Below are 19528 nucleotides of genomic sequence, written 5' to 3'. Positions count from 1 at the left end.
AGCAACATTGCTTTTTCACAGGATGTGCTTTTTGAATTTGGTACTTCCAAAAGTATGGACGACGTTCTTTCTGGTGCTAAAGTAAAATATTCTCCATTGAAATGGGTTAATGTCAATACAACAAAAGAAACCTGGAAAGTAATGAAGGATGGAACGCTTTCTAATACAGGACTTCCAATAGGAGTGATACGTTCAGAAAAGCAATATGAGAATTTTATATTGCATGTGGAGTGGAAGCATATGGAAGCTGGAGGAAATTCGGGTGTATTTGCCTGGAGTGGTGCTAATCCAGTAGGGAAAAATCCACTTCCTGACGGTGTAGAAATTCAGATGCTTGACCTTGAATGGGTTGACCTCAACTTAAGAAATGGCGTAAGACCTCCAATTGCTTATGTTCATGGTGAACTTTTTGGTGTTCAGGGAGTAACAACTAGTGCCGATAATCCGCGAGGCGATAGGAGCAAGTCAATCGAGAACCGTGTGAAAGGTAAGGGTGAATGGAATACCTATGATGTTGTTTGTGTTGACGGCGTAATCAAACTATCTGTAAATGGAAAGTTTGTAAACGGTATCAGTAAATCCAGTCAGAAGAAGGGATATCTCTGTCTAGAAGCTGAGGGTGCTCAAATCTTCTACCGTAATCTTAAAGTTATTGAACTTGCACCTGGTGTAACTTCTGCTGCAGAAACTGCTGCATTATTGCCTTAAAACTAAGTTTTTGCTTATTATATATCTAAAATGTTCTTCCCTATATTCGTATTCAAATCCTTTCAATGCATTATGGTCATTGAAAGGATTTGAAATTTTACAATAGTGCCCGAGCTAAGAACATTATTCTTTTTTAATGAAACATTATATCCTTCCTCTATTAGTCTTGATTTTCGGGGCTTGTTCTCCGTCTAAAAAATCAATAAAAATTTTATATTTTTATAAGGACACTAATAATAAGAGTGTTGTTAAATTGCGATTAATCATGCAAAGAATAAATCTCATCATTTTCATGCTGCTTGCATCACAGGTGGTTCGGGCTCAATCAGCTGATCCGGAATATGCCGTAATAATTAAAGGTGGCCATGTGATTGATCCTAAAAACAACATCAATGAATTGATGGATGTTGCAATCAATAAAGCCGGTAAAATTGCCGTAGTTTCAAAAAATATTGATCCCAAAACAGCATCCCGGGTGGTTAATGCAAAGGGATTATATGTTACTCCTGGAATCATTGATATGCACACGCATAATTTTGCAGGAACTGAGCCCGACAAATATCTACGAAACAGTTATTATGCAAATCAGCCTGATGGATTTACATTTCGCGTGGGAGTTACAACCGTTGTAGATGCCGGAAGTGCAGGATGGAGGAATTTCGAAAAGTTTAAGGATCAGACCATCGACAGGGCGAGAACCAGAGTGCTGGCTTTCCTGAATATTGTTGGTGAGGGCATGACCGGAGGAGCACCTGAACAAAATAATGCCGACATGGATGCGCGTTTATCAGCTGATATGGCATCAAAGTATAAGGACCTAATTGTAGGATTTAAAGTTGCGCATTATAATAAACCAGACTGGGTGCCGATCGACCGTGCCATTGAAGCGGGAAAAATTGCAGGCAATATTCCTGTGATCGTTGATTTTGGTGGCTCTGGCCTTTCCCTGGAAGAGCTGACCATGAAAAAATTCCGCCCAGGGGATATTTATACCCATACCTATGGTGGCGGAGGTAAAGATCGCGAAGCAATTACTGATCCATTAACGGGTAAATTAAGGCCCTTTGTTTTTGAAGCTAGGCAGAGAGGTGTGATCTGGGATGTGGGACATGGTGCCGCAAGCTTCTCCTTTAGTCATGCTATTCCAGCGACAAAAGCAGGATTTTTTCCGGATGTGATCAGCACAGATCATCATGGAGGAAGCATGAATTCAGCGATGAAAGATATTCTCAATGTGATGAATAAATTTTTAACCCTTGGCATGGATGTTCCGGCAATCATAAATTCAGTAACATGGAAGCCTGCGCAAGTGATACAAAGAGAGCAATTAGGTAATTTGTCGATAGGTTCTGAGGGTGATGTTACGGTATTACGTATCCGCAAAGGGAAGTTTGGAGTGTTCGATCAAATGGGTCAGCGATTAGAAGGTAAGCAACGTTTTGAATGTGAGGTAACTGTCAAAGGTGGCCGGGTTTTTTATGACCTAAATGGTTTAACAAGCCCGCTGCCAAGGGTAGTTGGGGGACTACCAAGCCTCTAAAAGTATTTTTATGAAAAGAAGAGAATTAATTAAGGGGCTGAGTATTTTGCCATTGGCAGGAGCAGTTTCAGGATCTACTATACAGTCGGCCCTCGGAGCAGTTCCTTCAGCAGCCCAAAAAGGTGGAAAAAGTATTTATGAAGCCATTGGTGTTCGCCCGCTAATTAATGCAAGAGGAACTGTTACGGTAGTTGGCGCTAGCCAAATATTACCCGAAGTGCAACAAGCCATGGATGATGCGGTTCGCGAATATGTTCAGATAGATGAGTTGATGGATGCTGTTGGTGAGCGCCTAGGAAAATTAACTGGTGCCGAATTCGGCTATGTTAGCTCCGGTGCATCGGCTGCAATAACTGCAGGTACTGCAGGATGTGTTACAGGTGGTGATCCGGATAAACTTTGGATGATCCCGAACCTTACTGGAATGAAAGATGAGGTGATTATTCCAGCATATTCACGCTCGGCTTATGATGCTGCGGCAAAGGCTGTCGGTGTCAGAATGGTGGAGGTTTCCACACTGGAAGACCTGAAATTAGCTATTGGTCCGCGTACTGCCATGATTCTTGTACTTGCTGGATCCCGTTCCGAAAACGGACCATTATCATTAAAAGAAATTTCTTCAGTAGCAAAACCACTGGGTATTCCTATTTTGGTTGATGCGGCTGCTGAAGGTTTGGAAGTTCCAAATCCTCATCTATCCCAAGGGGCTGATCTTGTTGCTTATAGTGGGGGTAAATACCTCCGTGGACCTCAATGTGCGGGTATTTTGATTGGGCGCAAGGATTTGGTAATCGCTTCCCGTATTAATGCGGGTCCGCATCATGGCTTTGGCCGCGGATTTAAAGTGGGCCGGGAAGAGATCATGGGCATGCTTGCCGCCGTAGAAATGTGGTTTAAGCGCGATCATGCAGGCGAATGGAAGACCTGGGTATCTTGGGCTAACCACATCATGAAACGACTTTCAACTATTCCGGGAGTAAGCACGGAGCTGGTTGAGCCAAAGGCCCGTTCAAACAGAGCGCCTTCTGTGAATGTAAAATGGGATAAATCTATCATCCCATTGACAGGAGAGGATATGGAAAAACTTTTATGGGATGGAACTCCACGGATAGCAGTCAGCGGAGCCGGAAGTTTTCTGCCCTTCCCTCCAAATTTACAACCCAATATTAGTGTTGCTATGGCATCGTTACGCGCTGGGGATGAAAAAATTATTGCCGATCGAGTTTTTACGATACTTGCTAATCCGCCAAAAAATGAAAAAGTTAATGCGGTAGCAGCATTTAACCTGAGCGGACAATGGGATTTGAAAATGAAGTTCTCTGCCAGTACAGTAGATCAGACCTTGATCATTGAGCAGAAGGATAATAGCTTAACAGGAACACATTTTGCAAGTATTGGATCTCGTGATCTGGATGGCACCATACATGGCAGTGATGTAAGTATCAGGAGTTCTTATACGAAAGATGGAGTGCGCATCAATTTTTCATTTACCGGAACAACAGATGGGAATATGATGCAGGGTAAGGTGAGCCTGAGCGAATATGGCGATGCAGAATGGACCGCAAAACGTCATGATTACCGAGCTGCAGGTACTTTGCGCTCAAAGGCATGAGGATACAAACTAATCTGATACTTTTGTAAAGTTGAATGCTTATGCCTCGAATTTATTCTCTTTTGATAATAGTGACCATAGCTTTATGTTTCTTTAGTGGCAAGAATAGGTTTGTTCAAGAACCTTGGAAAGCTCCGGTTTGGACAGACAGCCTGTATAATCCCTATAATATTGAACCACTGACCCTTCCGCAAGCACAAGAGGTTTACAATTTGCATTGTATTCGGTGCCATGGTGGCCAAGGGCAGGGTTATCCTTTGGAGCATACCGCCCAAGAAGTGCCAGATTTTAAGCAAGATTGGGTCAGGCAGCAAAGCGATGGTGCTTTATACTGGAAAATACGTGAGGGCAGGGGAATCATGCCCGGCTATAAATTAAAATTATCTGATGAGCAGTTGTGGCAGTTGGTGGAGTATATCCGGGATCTTTCAAAACCGTTTGATCAGCAGAAAAATCCCTTTAAAAATTTAGAGGAGTAGGGTAAATTCCTCTCTTTTTGATGTTATCCGCCAACTAGTATTTTCTCTAAGCGATCAGTATCCAACCAGTTATACTAGTCTGAGGGAGATTGTTAAACACAGAAAAAAAGGAAAATATCATCCATGATGATAGCTGATTTAAGAAAAACGGTTGAACACAGTTCCGATAATTAAGCTAGATTTGGGTTTTAATTGGGTCAATTAGGAGTTATGCCTATTGCCAAAGAAAATTAAATTTAGGGATGGTACAAATTATTTTTTTAGGATCGATATTTTGTTCATTAATTACCGCGTACCTATTATTCTTTAAATCTCGTAATTACCAGATTTTTTCAGGACAAATTCTAGGCTTTTCTATGCTTTTTTATAGCTGGTGTGCATTAGCTTATTTATTAATTGTTTCTGGATGGATTATAGAAATTCCATTTTTTTATAAAACAGCAGCGCCAATCAATTTTCTGATTCCTCCACTTGGCTATTTTTACGTTAGGTCTGTTTTGCGTAATGAGAGTCGCTTTGAAAAATCTGATCTCTGGCATTTCCTCCCCTTCCTTATTTTTGTTATCAACTACCTGCCAGTTTATACCATGGCTACATCTGATAAAATAAATCTCTTGCAAAATGTTATAAATAAGGCTATTCAAGCACCAGAGACCAAGCAGGGGTTCCTTCCAGAATATGTAGATCACCTGTCTCGGATAATTCAAAGCATAGTTTACCTTGTTTTTCAATGGCGGCTTTTAACAGGCTTCACCAAAAAACTTATAAGCCCAAAATATGAGATCCATACCTTGCATGTATTACGATGGTTAAAAATCTTCAACTGGTCTTTTAGTCTAGTCTTATTCAGCACAATTTCCTCCTATTTATTTATATTTACTATACCTAATTCTACCCATTTAGAATTAATTCTTCTTATTTGCACTTTACTTATTGCCATTGGATATTTAGTCTTGAGCTCCTTTCTGCTTTTAAATCCCGAAGTTTTATTTGGTCTTCCTTATGCTCCAACAAAACATAGTGACCAAACATTAGTTAAGGAAAAAGAGCTTAAAATCAACTCAAATAAAGAATATGAGAAAGAAATTAAGCTTCTTGAAAATTACTTTAAAGAGAAAAATCCCTATTTGAACAACACGCTCAATATTAATGAGGTGGCAATCGGAATCGGGATTCCTGCCCGCGAATTATCGTTTATCCTTAATCAACATTTTAACCAACGTTTTACCGATTTTGTTAATGGGTATAGAGTTCAATATGTTATCGAGCAAATTAAACATGGATTTTGTGACCGATATACGATTGAAACTCTTTCCAAACAAGCAGGCTTTACTTCTAAAAGTACTTTTAATGCTGCTTTTAAAAAGCTCGTAAATCTTACGCCATCTAAATATATAGAAAGAGAAACCAATTCACTTTAATCGGATTATTTTGTACAGATTTCGGAATATTGTACACTTCGGAGCTCTTAAAGCCCTTCTTATGTAGCTTATCTTTTAGTTTTGTGGCCATAAATCTATTTAGTTGTGGCCGAAAAAATTGATGAAGCAAAACTTATTTTACCTATTCTTATTTTCTAGCTTTTACTCTTTTAATGTTCGGGGCCAGGGTATCGGACCTGAAATAGTGAATAGTACTGGCGGTAGCGCAACGCATTTAACTATTACTTACGAGTGGAATATTGGCGAGCTTGCTTTGGTGGAAAGTATGCTTGGTGGAGAGTATATTCTAACCAACGGACAATTGCAATCGCAAAAAACGAAAAGGAATCCTATTCTAGAAAACTTCTTTATTGTGCCTAACAACATTCTATCTGCCAATGGCGATGGAGAAAATGATACTTGGTACATTCAATATCTCAATCAATATCCAAATAATGAAGTAATAGTCTACGACCGTGCAGGCAGGCAAGTTTTTTATAGTAGAAACTATCAAAACAATTGGAATGGAAAACTAGCAGGTAATCCTCTAACCGAAGACAGCTATTATTATATTATCAAAATTACAAGTGAGGGAAAAAGCGAGATTAAAAAAGGCTTTCTCACCATAATAAATTAAAACAACATGAATTCATTTATTACATTAAGATCCATTGTGCTTCTTAGTATTTTCAGCTTAATATTAAATAATAACACGTTTTCACAACAAAGTACAGGCATTAATTATCAGGGTATTGCCCGTCGTGCGGATGGTAACCCACTAGCAGAGCAATCAATCTCTCTTAAATTGACGGTAAGAGATGGCTCAAAAAACGGTAATAGTGCCTTCAGTGAGATTCATCAGGTAAAAACCAATCCTTTTGGCCTATTCTCTATAGTAATCGGTAGTGCCGCAGCTTCCTCACAAATAGGAACGCTTGCTAATGTAAACTGGAAGACAGGTAATAAATTCCTTCAAGTTGAAATTGACCCTAGTGGGGGAAATAATTTTATTACTATGGGAACCTCGCAATTACAGAGCGTGCCCTATGCCATTCATGCGGAACAAGCAGCTCCAATTGGAATAGCAAGCGGCGATTTAACGGGCACTTATCCTAATCCACTAGTGAGTAAACTTCAAGGGAAAGCCATCAGTAATCTGATGCCAAGCAACGGTCAGGTATTGAAATGGGATGGAAAAGAATGGATCCCTTCTGAAGATATTACGGGAACAGGGATTCAAGGAGAAAAGGGCGATAAAGGCGACCCAGGTATCAATGGCACTAATGGATTAAATGGTGTACTAGGCACGAATGGAACGGATGGTGTTCCAGGTTTAAAAGGTGATAAAGGCGACCCAGGTATCAATGGCACTAATGGATTAAATGGTGTACCAGGCACGAATGGAACGAATGGTGCTCCAGGTTTAAAAGGTGACAAAGGCGACCCTGGTACTAATGGAACCAATGGAACAGATGGTGCACCAGGTATCAATGGCACAAACGGAACGATTGGTGCTCCAGGTTTAAAAGGTGACAAAGGCGACCCAGGTATCAATGGCGCAAACGGAACGAACGGTGCACCGGGTATAAAAGGAGATAAAGGCGACCCAGGTATCAATGGCGCAAACGGAACGAAGGGTGCACCGGGTATAAAAGGAGATAAAGGCGACCCAGGTATCAATGGCACAAACGGAACGAATGGTGTACCTGGTATAAAAGGAGATAAAGGCGACCCAGGTACTAATGGAACGGATGGTGTGCCAGGTTTAAAAGGAGATAAAGGCGACCCAGGCACCAATGGTACAAACGGAACGAACGGTGTACCTGGTTTAAAAGGAGATAAGGGCGATCCAGGTATCAATGGAACAAACGGATTGAATGGTGCACCTGGAACGAATGGAGCGGATGGATTGCCGGGTTTAAAAGGAGATAAAGGCGACCCAGGTATCAATGGCACAAACGGAACGAACGGTGCACCTGGTATAAAAGGAGATAAAGGTGACCCAGGTATCAATGGAAAGAATGGATTAAATGGTGAAATAGGCACAAACGGAACGGATGGTGTGCCAGGTTTAAAAGGAGATAAAGGCGACTCAGGCACCAATGGAACCAATGGAACTGATGGTGCACCTGGTATCAATGGAACAAATGGTACCAATGGAACGGATGGTGCGCCAGGTTTAAAAGGTGATAAAGGCGAGCCTGGGGTCAATGGGGAAATTGGTTTAACTGGTGCAAAGGGGGATAAAGGCGAGCCTGGCACAAACGGTCTTAGCAATTTCAGTGAAAGCAGCTATACTAGTAATACTAAAACGGGAGTAAAACTTCAAGCAAGCAATTCGGCAAGCAATGCAGATCTTGTATTGAGCGCTAAGGGTACAGGAGCTATTTTAGCGCAACAGCCAGATGAAACTAGTACTGGAGGCAATAATAGAGGTTCAAATGCGGTTGATTTCCAGATGTACAGAGCATTGAATTCAGAAGTAGCTTCCGGTGATTTTGCTGTTGTTGGCGGAGGATATAGAAATACTTCAAGTGCTGGTTACGCAACTGTTTCGGGCGGTAATAGAAACACTGCATCTGATTTTTACGCAACTGTTGCAGGTGGTAATTCGAATACTGCATCTGAATTTTACGCAACTGTCGCTGGTGGAAATGACAATACAGCTTCTGAAAATTATGCTGTTGTTTCAGGTGGAAATCAAAACATTGCGAGTGGGAATTCATCCGTTGTTTCAGGTGGTAATGCAAACTCTGCTATTGGGAAATTTTCCTTTGTTGGTGGTGGCACTCGAAATACTGCAAAATCATATGGTGAAACTGTTTTGGGAGTATTTGCAACAGATGTGAATGGAGATCCAGTAAATTTCAATCTCAGTGATAGGCTGTTTGTTATTGGAAATGGAACTTCTGATTTTGTTACTAACACTACATCTAGAAGTAATGCCATTAGCGTTTTGAAAAATGCCAACACAACGATTGGAGGTTCTTTAACCATTAATCAAAATGGTTCCAATACGAGTTTTTCATTACCCACTGATCGTGGCAATCCCGGACAAGTACTTATAACAAATGGTGCTGGGCTTGCAACTTGGGCAAATACGTCAAGTAGTCCGCAATTTAATTTTGTTGCGGGCATAATTCCATTTAGTGATGGGAATGGTAGTTTACAATCAAATCCAGGTCTTTTTTGGGATAATCTAAATGGTTCAGTAGATATTGGTGGAGCAAACCAAACCTTAGCTGCTCTTTATGATGACGACGGCTACAATGAAATTAAAGGAACTCTAAAAATACAAGCTGAAAGTAGTAGTGGACAAGATATCGCTTTAAGAATTCTAGGAAATAACTCAAATGATTACTATTCAGGAGGAAAGATTGTTTTTGGGGATTATATTCCAGGGAAATATGGGGTAATATTAAGCGAATTTGAAGATGAAGCTTTTGACATTACCGCAGAGGAAATATCTTTTAACGGGATTAAAATTATAGAAAAAAGTGAATTGAACCCAGTTTTTACGGGTAGTTTTGAAGGAGATGGTTCAAAACTTACGGGAATTACCGCCAGTACAGACGGTTCCGAAACCAAATTAACGGCAGGTACCAACGTAATCGTCACAGGTATTGGAACAACACTGAGCCCTTATGTAGTAGGGTCTAGTACAGACGGTTCGGAAACCAAACTAACGGCAGGCACCAACGTAACCGTCACCGGTAGCGGCACAACATTGAGCCCTTATGTTGTAAATGGAACTAGTCCGCAATTTAATTTTGTTGCAGGCATAATTCCATTTAGTGATGGGAGCGTAAATTTACAATCAAATTCAGCTTTTTCATGGGATAATGATAAAGGCTCACTCAATATAATCACAAAAAATAATTCAAGCTTTAATCCCAGTTTCAGAGTTCGTCCTAATCCTGATAACCCATCTATGCCCACTTGGATGAGAATGGGAGATGATGGTATTGGAGCAGAATTTGGTATTGCGGGCAGCAACGATCAATTTTTTGTTGGAACCAAACAAGGAGATGCTGTGATTAAAGGATTTTCAAATAGCAATGATAAAAAAATATTCATAGGTGCTACCTTTAATGGATCAGCAAACATGGTACTTAATCCGGATGGAAGTACACACATTAATGGCATCCTTAAAGCAGGTGGTATCACTTATCCTAGTACAGTTGGTGCTTCCGGACAAGTACTAACAACAAATGGTGCTGGACTTGCAAGTTGGGCAAACGCAGAATTAGCATCACCAACTTTTTCTGGTACTGTGACCGCTAACGCTTTTGAAGGCGATGGTTCCAGATTGACCAATATACTGCCTATTCAAAGGACCTATTCCATAGGTCTATGGCCAGAGTTAGGTGGATATGTTTTCTGGATTTCTACAGATAGAAAACATGGCTTAGTTGCTGAAACCATTAATCAATCAACTTCATCTACTTGGTTCGATGCCCAAAATGTTATTAGTAATCCAGCGTATCATAGTACAGATGGACAACAATTTAGGGATTGGCGATTGCCAACAAAGTATGAATTAAATGAAATGTACCTGAAAAGAGAAGAAATTGGCGGTTTTATTAATATCGGCTATTGGAGTAGTACGGAGGATACTCACCTCAATGCAGTGATGCAGGGTATGGCAAGTGGTTCCCTTCTCAGCTTCGATAAGGCCACCAAGGTATACGTCCGTGCTATTCGAGCTTTTTAGTTACCTGCCTGCCCCAGTCAGGTTTACAATTTTCCATTATCTATTGATTGCCTAGCGATGTTTTGTTAAATTGCTATTATTACTTATTAATTTGTTCTTTTTTCTGATTTAATCTTAATCTTCAATTATGAAAAATGCATTAAAATATGGCGGTTTAATTGGTGTTTTAAGTGCAGCCTGGATATTTATTATGCACTTTTCAGGTATTTGTGAGTTAGGATACATTAAAAATCCAAATCTGCTTTGGATGCAATATGCATTCGTACTCATACCTTTTATTGGGATATTTTTCGGGGTGAAAAATTTAAGAGATACGATAAAGCATGGAGAAATGGGATTCGTGGAAGGACTTTTAGAAGGATTTAAAATTATTATTTTCGGTGCTGCGTTTTCTACCTTAATTGGAGTTGTCTACTTTCAGTTTTGCCAGCAATTTCTTGGTACCGATTATTTAGAACGCGTTTTTGGTATAGGCCTAAGTGCAATAGTCTTTAATTTATTAATTGCCCTTATGCTGATGAAGAAAGGAAAAAAAACATAAGTATTTGTCCCGCAAATGCTAATGCTTTTGACGGTTCTGTTTTTTTGGTATAAGGAATAAGGATTTTGGAGCTAGGATTAAAGACAAAAAAATCGAGTTGACTGCAAATCTACTGTTTTAGATGTCGCTTGTCTGACAACTGATAACTAATTCTGGAGCAAGGAGTAAAGACAAAAAAATCGAGCTTGCTGCAAATTTACTGGCTTCGAGAGCCTCAGCCACCTTTCGAGAGCCTCAGCCACCTTTCGAGAGCCTCAGCCACCGTTCGAGAGCCTCAGCCACAGTTCGAGAGCCTTAGCCACCGGTTAATCTCAACTTTAGTAGATCTTGCTAGTCTAACCACCTAATAACTAACCATCTAACCAACTAACCCCTTCCTACCTAAAAAACCGGATTATCCCTAATCCCCAATTTAGCAAATTTCTTCACATCAATGCCCGGAGAACCAAAATCATCAACTACCTTGCCCTCAATCAGATAGCATCCTTTACCACGGAAGGGGTATGCTGGCGTGCTTACTGGGAAGTGTATGGTATCCATAAAATTCCCTTCATTATCTAGGAAAGTTCCGAACCACATCTTTTTATTGTTCTTCGTCCGGACCGGCTTTTCACAAACGTAATTACCTACCGTGCGGATGGTTTTTCCGATGTTCTTGCTCAGCCCATCGGCCATGATATCTCCTCGATAGCTCGTTTTGAGCAGGTCGAACATATCCATACTCAATGGGAAACCCAACAATTCCAATTCATTGTAAGCATCCTCCACGCCTGAGCTTTCTAATTCGGGGAGAAAAAATTCTTTCGCTTCGGTGTGAAACAGTTCAGTGTTCTGCTTCGGGACAGTCTTGCTGCCCAGGTAGTTATGAACCTCCCATAACAGCTCTTTCTTATTGCTTCCGGTAAAGCGCAATGCACCAACCCTGATCAGGATGATCGCCTGCTCTAGACTGATCCCGGTACGTTTGATCAGATCGGCAAGATCCCGGTAAGGGCCGTTGGCATTTCGCTCTGCGGGAATCAGCTCCATAAAATGGCTTTCTAGTCCCTGGATGCCGATGAAGCCCATCCAGGCATCCTTGCCCTGAATGCTGACCTTCGCCTCACTTTTGTTTACACAGGGCAGATGCACATTGGCACCGGCTTTTTTCAATTCATGAACGTACACCCAGCGCTGGTAAAAGCCACCATAATTATTAAGTACGGCCACCATAAATTCCAGCGGGAAATAGGTTTTTAGGAAGAGACTCTGGTAGCTCTCCACAGCAAATGAAGCGGAATGGGCTTTGGAAAAACTATATCCGGCAAAGGATGATACTTGCCGCCATACTTCTTTCGTAGTTTCTTCATCCCTCCCAATCTCTTTGGCGCGGTCGAAAAAGCGTTGCACCAGACGGTCGAATTCCTTTTTGGACCGGTATTTTCCGCTCATACCCCGCCGCAAAACGTCGGCATCGGTGAGGTCGAGTCCGGCGTAATGGTAGCAGATCTTGATCACATCTTCCTGGTACACCATTACCCCGAAGGTCTCCTGCAGATATTCCTTCATCACCGGATGCAGGTATTTCACGTTTTCAGGATCATGGTAATTCTGAATATAGGTTTTCATCATTCCTGAAGAGGCCACCCCTGGCCGAATGATGGAGCTTGCTGCTACTAGGGTAATGTAATTTTCGCAGCCTAATTTTTTAATTAATTGCCGCATGGCGGGCGATTCGATGTAAAAGCAACCAATGGTATCTCCACGCTTAAGCTGGGCATTAACTTTAGGGTCTTTCATGAAGGATTTCACATCATGGATATCGGGCTTTTTCTGCTGATTTTCAGCAATGAGTTGGATAGCTTCTTTGATGTGGCCAATACCCCGCTGACTAAGGATATCGAATTTTTCAAAGCCTATAGCTTCGGCCTCATACATATCCCATTGCACTACGGGCATACCTTTGGGCGGCAGATCTAGCGCGGTATAATAGGTAATGGGTTCTTCCGAGATGAGTACCCCGCCTGCATGAATGGATCGCTGGTTAGGCATATCCTGCATCATGTTTTGAATGGCCAAAATTTTGCTGAATGTAGGGTTATTGCGGTTTTCACTAAAGCGTGTCGGGTCGCTGAAGCTATCAATTTCCTGTTTTGGCAATCCCATTACTTTACCAATCTCACGGATGATCGAACGATCCTTAAAAGTGCTCATAGTGCCTAACAGGGCCGTATGCTTACTGCCATAGCGTTTAAAAATATAATCCTGCACATCCTCGCGCTCATCCCAGCTGTAGTCGATGTCAAAATCTGGGGGGCTACTACGCTGGCGGTTTAGGAAGCGCTCAAAGTAGAGGTCGAGTTCTATGGGGTCCACATCCGTAATGCGCAGGCAATAAGAAACGATGCTATTGGCTCCAGAACCCCTTCCGATATGGTAATAACCCCGGGCCATTGAATAGCGGATAATATCCCATGTGATTAAAAAATAGGCAGAAAAGTGCAGTTCATCAATCACCTGAAGCTCCTTTTTAACCCTTTTTAAAGCCTCTTTGTTCGAGCGGCCATAACGATATTCCATTCCCTCTAGGGCGAGCTTCTCTAGCAAATCTTTATCATCTTTGGCATAGCCTGTAAACGTTTTCCTGTTTTTTGAGCCCTTTTCAAACGTACTGCTACAAGCATTCATTAATTTTTCTGTATTCTGAATGATAAAAGGGTAGGAGCTATAACGTTCTTTGAGTTTTTCGGGCGACATAAGTATCTCATCCTCATGGCATTGATCATTTTCGCTTATTTTGGAGAGGATGGTATTTAGCTCTATCCCACGCAAATAAGTATGTAGGCGGTGCTCCAGTTTATTGCTTACGCTCACAGGCTGCAACGCCACTATTTTTTCTTGAATGAGGGCGAGCGGCTTTCCGAAAAGCTTCCCCAAGTCACGGTATGGAATTCCTAGGAATTCATTCTCTTTTAGTGCCGGATGATTCTGCGAGTAGGGATAAATAATGTAGGCATTCTGAAAATCCCAAGGGCAATCTGGGAGGACCATGCTATTTAAATTATAGAAACTTAAAAAATCATTGAGCTCTTTCATCCCCTCACGGTTGCGCGCAATGCCAATGTAAAGCAAATGCTTATCTCGCCTAAATTCGATCCCTGTAATGGCTTTAAGCCCTTTTTCATGGCAGTTACGGATAAATTCGGTGGCGCCGGTAGAATTATTGATATCGGTTAGTGCCATTTGCTCTATTCCTAAAGCTTTGGCCTGATCGATCAAGCTTTCGACAGACAGCGTGCCATAGCGCAAACTATATTGGGAATGAACATTCAGATACATGGACTTAAAGCTTTATGTTGATGGTGGATGCCAATTTCACGGATTTCTCGCCGAACCTGTTCCGGATACGGTCCATGGCCTGGTAAAGCTTATATTGCTCTTCTGAGGCACTGTACAAGCTGATTTGTTCATGCCCACTCACCAATTGCGAAAGCTTAACTCCCACCAAGCGAAGCAGCATGCGCCGATTGTACAATTTGTCGAAAAGCTCTTTCGCCTTGCTAATGAGCAGCGAATCAAGGGCAGTATAGGGTATTTTAGTCTGCTGAGTATGCGTTTCAAAATTCGAATAACGGATGGTTACCGTGATGCAGGCGGTCAGTTTTCTTTGCGATCGGAGCTGAAAACAAAGGTCGCTAAGCATTGCCGTAATCAATTGCTTAATGCTATGGGTATCAATGCTATCCGTTTCAAAAGTGCTTTGGGTGCCGATTGATTTTTGTTCCCGATAGGGTACAACCGGCGAATTATCAATCCCATGCGCTTTTTGCCACAGGCTTGTGCCATTATTTCCAAGCACCTTAAAAAGCTGTTCCTGAGGTATTTGTGATAAAGTATAAATGAAACGGACCCCCATTTCGCTGAGCTTGACGTAAGTTGCTTGCCCCAAGCCGGGTATTTTCTTAATCGACAAAGGGTTTAAAAATGGTTGCACTTCATCATGAGGCACTTGGCGTTCTCCGTTGGGCTTGCATTCATTGGTTGCTATTTTCGACACCGTTTTATTGACCGATAAACCGAAAGAAAGAGGGAGGCCTGTTTCCTTCATTACGTGGAGTCGTAGCTCATGTGCAAATTTCATGCAGCCATAAAATCGGTCCATGCCCGTCATGTCGATATAATGCTCATCAATCGAAGCTTTTTCCAAAACGGGCACCTTCTCTTGCAGAATATCAGTGACGATGTGGGAGTATTTGCTGTACTCCTCCATGTTACCGCGAATGAAGATGGCGTGGGGGCAAAGCTGTTTGGCCATTCTGGATGGCATGGCCGAGTGGATACCGAATTTTCGGGCCTCATAACTGCAAGAAGCAACCACACCACGATCGGATGTGCCCCCAATAATTACGGGCTTCCCAACTAGCGAAGAGTTTTTTAAAAGCTCTACCGATACAAAAAATGCATCCTGATCAATGTGTATAATTTGTTTATCCGTAGGCATAAATTTATTTGTAGGGAAACAAATTTATGCTAAAATTTTTAGCAATTCAAATAAATTAATAATTCATTTTTTTTCTTTTTTGTTGGATAAATGAAGGTTTTTTTCTACATTAGACTACTTATTACTATTTCATAACACTAAACAATGGAGCTGGTGAGAAGAAAGGCGTCATTACTATTATCAATTAATTTTCCAATTAAATAAATAATCTCTACTTTTGAAAAAAAACTCATGTTTAAAGGTCTCATATTATCAGTAGTTACTCTACTATTCTGTAGTATTAATTTAAGTGCTCAGATCAATCCGATGGCAGCTCAATACTTCCAGAACACCTATTTAGCTAATCCGGCCATGGCTGGATTAAAGCAGGGCATATACCTTAACTTAGGCTATCGCAACCAATGGAGCAATATCCAAGGTTCGCCACGAAACCTATCGGTAACTGGTGAATATGGTTCTGAAAAAGTAGGAGTGGGGGTTAATTTTTATAAGGATGAAGCAGGGCTTTTATCCAGATCTAAGATTCAGGCCTCTTATGCCTATCATCTTCCCGTAAACAATGAAGATGGTAAATTACATTTCGGAATATCCTTGGGATTGCAAATGAATTCACTAAACACACAGGATGTTGTGGGTTCTTCCAATGATTTAACAGCCATACGCTACAATGATCAAGAGAATATTCTTGATGGTGATTTTGGTATGGCTTATTCGGATAAGAAGTTCAGAATTGAAGGTGCTGTAAATAACCTTAAGAATCAACTTCAAATTGAGGATAATCAAATTACCGATTACGCTACCTTCATGACTGCCTTTACATACATGGCTCAAATATCAGATTGGCAGGTGCATCCAAAATTGGTTTATCGCGGCGTAAAAAACTTCAATGATATTCTAGATATGGGCCTTGAGCTCCGCACGCCAGATAATCAACTTGGCCTTATGAGCATGTACCATACCAATAAGAGTATGAGTTTCGGATTGAGCTACCAGAAGCTAAAGCAATGGCAATTATTGGTGCTTTATAACACTCCTGTTCAGGCATTGAAGAGTTATGCAACGGGAACCTTCGAAATTGGAATACAAGTGAATGCAGGTTCCGTGCTTAAAAAGAAAAAACAATAGGCTTGAATTAGATTTAAATTATCAGCTTAGAAACGAAATAATTACCGCTAAAAAACAACAGTAATTAGTATATTTTTTAACGTATAAACAAAAACCCCTCTTGGTATTAGTAAGAGGGGTTTTTGTTTATATACCCTTGGCTGATGCCTTTTGGTTATTCTTTATTGCTGAACGACTACTATTATGGGAGCTTTGGTTAAGCTTAGTAGATGAGATGACTTTGGGTGTTGTTAAGCAATACTTCCTTTGTTTTCTAAATACTCTGAAGGGGTAAGTCCGGTATTCCTTTTAAACGACGAGTAAAAGTTAGATCGGGTTGAAAAACCGGCTTTTAAACCAATTCCATCGATAGACAAGCTGTTGGTGAGGCCTTCATCTAAAAGCTCAATGGCATATCTTACCCTAAAATCATTTCTGAGCGTGGTAAATTTTTTGTTCAGCACATGGTTAAAACAGTAGGCCACGTGGTGCTGGGGCACATTAAAAATTACAGCAATGTGGCTCATCGAAAATTCAGAGTTTACAAAAGGCTTTTCTTTTTGTATGTAGGCTAAAATATCATTAGAGAGCGCTAAAAAGGGGTCTTCCTCAATCTCTGTAATTTTTTTTGATTTTTTATTGCTGTTTATTAAAAGGCTTTTTTCTTTTTCCGCTGAAATTGGGATGCCATATAATATTTTCGGAAAAAGAAGTAGGGTAATGGGTAGCATACAAAAAACAATTCCGATCACAAAGTGAAGTGGCATAGCGGTGATGAGCACTTTGCTAATGCCAAATTGGAGTAAGTTAAGTGTAAGTACTAAAAAGCCTGTTGCTGATATAAAACTGATAATACTTAAGCCCAAAATCCAGTTTTTAACAAACTTATACTGTGTTATCGGAATCCGTTGCAATAGTTCGCTTTTTGGTCTATAGCGAATGAGCATGATATAGATATAAAATGAATAAGCCAATAGCAATAAGGGTCTGACCATAAAGCCGACTATAGGCTCATAAAGCCAGTTTACTTTTATGCTTACAATAGCATCGAAGTTTTGCATTATTTGCGAAGCTATGTTTAGCTTTTCGCTAAAGGGGCTAACAAAATAAGGTGCTATGGCAATAATATTTACCAATGCTGGAATAAAGTGGAGATAATCTTTCCAATTGGTGAGGGCTTTTTTATCTGTTAAAGATTCTTTGGTGTAAAAATAAAGCAGTGGTCCGGGTAAGAGGTAAAGTGGAGCAAAATGGTTATAAAATATAGCTAGCCAAAATGGTGAATGACCATATAAAGTAAAATGATGGGTTAAGCCATAGCAGGCAAAAGCCACAAAAAATAAAGCCAAATAGGATACGCTTTTATTTACTTTCCAATTGAAAGCAACCAGTATTATCGACAAAACAATCGTTAATAAGGAAGAGTAAAAAAGCATATTGAATGATCTATTTGGTATTTTTCTATACTTTAAATGTTACCTTAAAAAATAAATGGCTTAATTTAAACAAGGAAAAAAGATTTTTTTCACTGTTATAAATTTTATTTTTCGCTTTATTGGCCTTTAATTTTATACAAATATAGGTTATAACATCAAAATAAAATTTGTTTAGCCACAAAAAAAAATCAAAGCCAGCGTTTTTCGTAAGTCTTTAGTGTAAGTATATGCTATTTTAATTAAAAAAAAATTAGTTTAACTAGGGATATTAACCTTTTTTCTAAAAAGATTATCAAGCCTATAGTCGAATTTTTTAGTCAAAAGGATGGAGCTAGCAAGGGTAATTATTGCTGCTTTATCACACTCCAATTCAGTTATTGAAGAATATGCAATAGGAAATTCACAATTAGATTGCAAGTGAATGTAGCTTCCAAGCTTATAGGGAAAAAGCAATAGTCCCCAAAAAGGGAATACAAACCGACTAGTTTATATTCCTATAGATTGATACTCAATGAAAATCCCAGTATTTGCTTCAATTATTTACCCGCGAGTGGATACCCTTTGTCGATCCAGTTTTGTTTTAAATTTGTTGGAATATTCAACAACTTTCCATTAGTGAAACCCATAGTCTTTAGCATGCCTATCGCGGGACGAATATTTGGGCATCTGCTAAATGGACAGCATCCGCAATAAACCACTAAAAAAGATGTTTTAGGGATTCCTGAAAGAGTTTTTCTTAATCTCTCGAGGTTCTCTTTTTCACTAGCAGCACCAAAATTTTTCGCTCCTTTAATGTTTTCAACTACGCCAATATTATAAATCAGGGGCTGCTTTGCCTTAGGGTTGGCAATTATTGCAGCTAAAGCTGCGGGTTCTATCAAATCTTTTTGTGTCCAATTATCTCTTTTATCTAAAGATTGATTTGTATTTACGCTAGTTTGTGCCTTACTAAAGGAAATAACACTTACGCTTAAAAGTATTGTAAATAGGGCTTTTTTCATTTTTATTAGTTTGAATACAAAATTAATCATTTTTCATTTATTCATATCGGGATATGAATTATCTACTTAGGGTATTCAGGAAATCAATCATTTTCTGATTATTGTAATCGGCCATGCCCGTATGATGAAAAACTAGAGTGCCATCCATGCCAATAATAGCTGTTGTGGGTAGGCTTCCACCAAAAATATTTTCTGGAATCCCAGATTCAGTGGTGTAAACCTTTAAGTTGAAGGAATGTTTTCGCATGTATGCGACAGAAGTTTTGACTTTAGCATCTACATCCACCATGATAAATTCTATTTTATCTTTGTTCTTTATTTTTGATGCTAGTTTATTGATAGAGGGCATTTCTGCACGACAAGGAGGACACCAAGTAGCCCAAAAATTGATGAAATAAACCTTTCCATTGCGCTCAGAGGTATTGATAATTTCGCCATTTTCAGATCTGAAAATCATAGCTGCGGGCACTATCTTACTGGTAGCTGATTGCT

At 40.1% G+C, this 19528-nt stretch carries 14 protein-coding genes; 9 read left to right on the top strand and 5 right to left on the bottom strand.

Translation table 11 applies throughout. The features are described 5' to 3' along the window. Nucleotides 1-6: 6 nt before the first annotated feature. From ACILQF_RS02705 to ACILQF_RS02670, 8 genes are all read left to right on the top strand, one after another. Nucleotides 7-708: a DUF1080 domain-containing protein gene (locus ACILQF_RS02705; protein WP_395625877.1), complete on the top strand. Its 702-nt coding sequence runs from the start codon at nucleotides 7-9 to the stop codon at nucleotides 706-708. Between the two features lie 265 nt (nucleotides 709-973). Further along, nucleotides 974-2248 carry an amidohydrolase/deacetylase family metallohydrolase gene (locus ACILQF_RS02700; RefSeq protein WP_395625876.1) on the top strand — a complete coding sequence of 425 codons (1275 nt, stop codon included), beginning with the start codon at nucleotides 974-976 and terminating at the stop codon, nucleotides 2246-2248. Nucleotides 2249-2258: 10 nt separating this feature from the next. Further along, nucleotides 2259-3860, top strand: a complete 1602-nt coding sequence (locus tag ACILQF_RS02695) for an aminotransferase class V-fold PLP-dependent enzyme (protein WP_395625875.1) — start codon at nucleotides 2259-2261, stop codon at nucleotides 3858-3860. Nucleotides 3861-3901: 41 nt separating this feature from the next. Further along, on the top strand, nucleotides 3902-4339 hold the full coding sequence (locus ACILQF_RS02690; RefSeq protein WP_395625874.1) for a c-type cytochrome: 438 nt from the start codon (nucleotides 3902-3904) through the stop codon (nucleotides 4337-4339). Nucleotides 4340-4695: 356 nt separating this feature from the next. Then, nucleotides 4696-5760, top strand: coding sequence for a helix-turn-helix domain-containing protein (locus tag ACILQF_RS02685; RefSeq protein WP_395625873.1), 1065 nt, complete (start codon nucleotides 4696-4698; stop codon nucleotides 5758-5760). A 121-nt stretch (nucleotides 5761-5881) separates the two neighbouring features. Continuing rightward, nucleotides 5882-6397 (top strand): gliding motility-associated C-terminal domain-containing protein, encoded by a 516-nt coding sequence (locus tag ACILQF_RS02680; protein ID WP_395625872.1) that lies wholly within the window; start codon nucleotides 5882-5884, stop codon nucleotides 6395-6397. A 6-nt stretch (nucleotides 6398-6403) separates the two neighbouring features. Then, nucleotides 6404-10474, top strand: a complete 4071-nt coding sequence (locus ACILQF_RS02675) for a hypothetical protein (RefSeq protein WP_395625871.1) — start codon at nucleotides 6404-6406, stop codon at nucleotides 10472-10474. A 127-nt stretch (nucleotides 10475-10601) separates the two neighbouring features. Beyond that, entirely contained in the window at nucleotides 10602-11015 is a 414-nt protein-coding gene (locus ACILQF_RS02670) for a DUF4199 domain-containing protein (RefSeq protein WP_395625870.1), read from the top strand. Nucleotides 11016-11396: 381 nt separating this feature from the next. On the opposite strand, the gene ACILQF_RS02665 is transcribed toward ACILQF_RS02670, so the two are convergent. Both ACILQF_RS02665 and dinB read right to left on the bottom strand, forming a co-directional pair. Continuing rightward, nucleotides 11397-14333, bottom strand: coding sequence for a DNA polymerase III subunit alpha (locus ACILQF_RS02665; RefSeq protein ID WP_395625869.1), 2937 nt, complete (start codon nucleotides 14331-14333; stop codon nucleotides 11397-11399). 4 nt (nucleotides 14334-14337) lie between these two features. Then, nucleotides 14338-15495, bottom strand: a complete 1158-nt coding sequence (gene dinB / locus ACILQF_RS02660; RefSeq protein WP_395625868.1) for a DNA polymerase IV — start codon at nucleotides 15493-15495, stop codon at nucleotides 14338-14340. Nucleotides 15496-15726: 231 nt separating this feature from the next. Between dinB and ACILQF_RS02655 the strand changes: the two genes are divergently transcribed. Further along, nucleotides 15727-16620 carry a PorP/SprF family type IX secretion system membrane protein gene (locus tag ACILQF_RS02655; RefSeq protein WP_395625867.1) on the top strand — a complete coding sequence of 298 codons (894 nt, stop codon included), beginning with the start codon at nucleotides 15727-15729 and terminating at the stop codon, nucleotides 16618-16620. A gap of 230 nt (nucleotides 16621-16850) precedes the next feature. Here ACILQF_RS02655 and ACILQF_RS02650 read toward each other — a convergent pair whose 3' ends face one another. The 3 genes from ACILQF_RS02650 to ACILQF_RS02640 all read right to left on the bottom strand — a co-directional run. Next, entirely contained in the window at nucleotides 16851-18035 is a 1185-nt protein-coding gene (locus ACILQF_RS02650; RefSeq protein WP_395625866.1) for a helix-turn-helix domain-containing protein, read from the bottom strand. Nucleotides 18036-18571: 536 nt separating this feature from the next. Then, nucleotides 18572-19036 (bottom strand): rhodanese-like domain-containing protein, encoded by a 465-nt coding sequence (locus tag ACILQF_RS02645; protein WP_395625865.1) that lies wholly within the window; start codon nucleotides 19034-19036, stop codon nucleotides 18572-18574. 58 nt (nucleotides 19037-19094) lie between these two features. Then, on the bottom strand, nucleotides 19095-19528 hold a 434-nt coding region (locus ACILQF_RS02640), incomplete at its 5' end, for a TlpA family protein disulfide reductase (RefSeq protein WP_395625864.1).

Source organism: Daejeonella sp., assembly GCF_044232565.1.
Taxonomy (GTDB): domain Bacteria; phylum Bacteroidota; class Bacteroidia; order Sphingobacteriales; family Sphingobacteriaceae; genus Daejeonella.
Note: the sequence above shows the minus strand (reverse complement) of the source record. Positions and strands in the feature narration are given on the sequence as shown.

Coding starts and splice junctions, on each gene's coding strand:
- ACILQF_RS02700 (WP_395625876.1), top strand. CDS start 974: ATGCAAAGAATAAATCTCATCATTTTCATGCTGCTTGCATCACAGGTG.
- ACILQF_RS02695 (WP_395625875.1), top strand. CDS start 2,259: ATGAAAAGAAGAGAATTAATTAAGGGGCTGAGTATTTTGCCATTGGCA.
- ACILQF_RS02690 (WP_395625874.1), top strand. CDS start 3,902: ATGCCTCGAATTTATTCTCTTTTGATAATAGTGACCATAGCTTTATGT.
- ACILQF_RS02685 (WP_395625873.1), top strand. CDS start 4,696: ATGCTTTTTTATAGCTGGTGTGCATTAGCTTATTTATTAATTGTTTCT.
- ACILQF_RS02680 (WP_395625872.1), top strand. CDS start 5,882: ATGAAGCAAAACTTATTTTACCTATTCTTATTTTCTAGCTTTTACTCT.
- ACILQF_RS02675 (WP_395625871.1), top strand. CDS start 6,404: ATGAATTCATTTATTACATTAAGATCCATTGTGCTTCTTAGTATTTTC.
- ACILQF_RS02670 (WP_395625870.1), top strand. CDS start 10,602: ATGAAAAATGCATTAAAATATGGCGGTTTAATTGGTGTTTTAAGTGCA.
- ACILQF_RS02665 (WP_395625869.1), bottom strand. CDS start 14,333: ATGTATCTGAATGTTCATTCCCAATATAGTTTGCGCTATGGCACGCTG.
- dinB (WP_395625868.1), bottom strand. CDS start 15,495: ATGCCTACGGATAAACAAATTATACACATTGATCAGGATGCATTTTTT.
- ACILQF_RS02655 (WP_395625867.1), top strand. CDS start 15,727: ATGTTTAAAGGTCTCATATTATCAGTAGTTACTCTACTATTCTGTAGT.
- ACILQF_RS02650 (WP_395625866.1), bottom strand. CDS start 18,035: ATGCTTTTTTACTCTTCCTTATTAACGATTGTTTTGTCGATAATACTG.
- ACILQF_RS02645 (WP_395625865.1), bottom strand. CDS start 19,036: ATGAAAAAAGCCCTATTTACAATACTTTTAAGCGTAAGTGTTATTTCC.